The 776-nt window shown below is 76.7% G+C and carries 2 pseudogenes; both read right to left on the bottom strand.

Features of this window, described 5'->3' with window-relative positions:
• Positions 1 to 236, bottom strand: a pseudogene (locus tag E1291_RS43625) (hypothetical protein); the annotation flags it as partial.
• Between the two features lie 76 nt (positions 237 to 312).
• A pseudogene (locus tag E1291_RS41550) lies at positions 313 to 776 on the bottom strand (NYN domain-containing protein); the annotation flags it as partial.

The raw sequence follows: 776 nt of genomic DNA, 5'->3' as shown, positions 1-776 counted from the left end.
CGGGGAGAGGGAAGGTAGGGCACGGCGCCGCCCACCGCGACCACCGGCTCACCGGGGCCGCCGCCCCGGGGCCGCCCGGCCGGTGCGCCCTCGGCGCATCCGGCGGCGGCGCAGCAGGTCAGTGCCAGTGCGGTGGCGAACGGGAGCGCGCGGCCGTGCGATCGTCGCCCGTGCGGTGGCCCGTGCGGTGGCCCGTGCGGTGGCCCGTGCGGTGGCGCGTGGGGTCCCCTTTTCACGGCGGGGACTGTACCGGCTGATGACCGCGGGTGTCCGCGTCATCGCGCAACGTTTCCGCGCGGCGGGCGCGGTCGGTCAGTCGGACTTGCCGATGCCGATGCCGAACTCGCGGTAGACGCGCTCCCAGAAGCCGTCGCGGAGCCAGGTGCGGGCCTCCTGGTAGGGGCGGAGCGAGCCGCCGAGCTCCTTCTCCGCCTCGATCAGCAGCTCCTTGTCGATGACGGGCGGCAGGATCGGGCCGGGGAGCAGGTCGCGGATGTTGTCCCGGCCCCGCTCGAAGATCCACTTCTGGGCGACGTGCTCGCCGATCTCCAGCATGTGGTCGCGGTCGGGACCGAGCTTGCCGTCCGACACGGCCGCCGCCGTGGAGTTCATGGACGCCGCCACCGTCGCGGGGGTCGCGTGCGCGTTGCCGACCGGGACCGGGGTGCGGGCGGTCGCGGCCGGGGCGGGCTTGACCGCCGGGGGGCGGCCCGCGAAGACCTGGGACGGGGACGGGACGGGGCTCGCCCGGTGCGCGGCGGCCGCGGCGTCGCGGG

The sequence above is a fragment of the Actinomadura roseirufa genome, from assembly GCF_900659635.1.
GTDB lineage: Bacteria > Actinomycetota > Actinomycetes > Streptosporangiales > Streptosporangiaceae > Spirillospora > Spirillospora roseirufa.
Note: the sequence above shows the minus strand (reverse complement) of the source record. Positions and strands in the feature narration are given on the sequence as shown.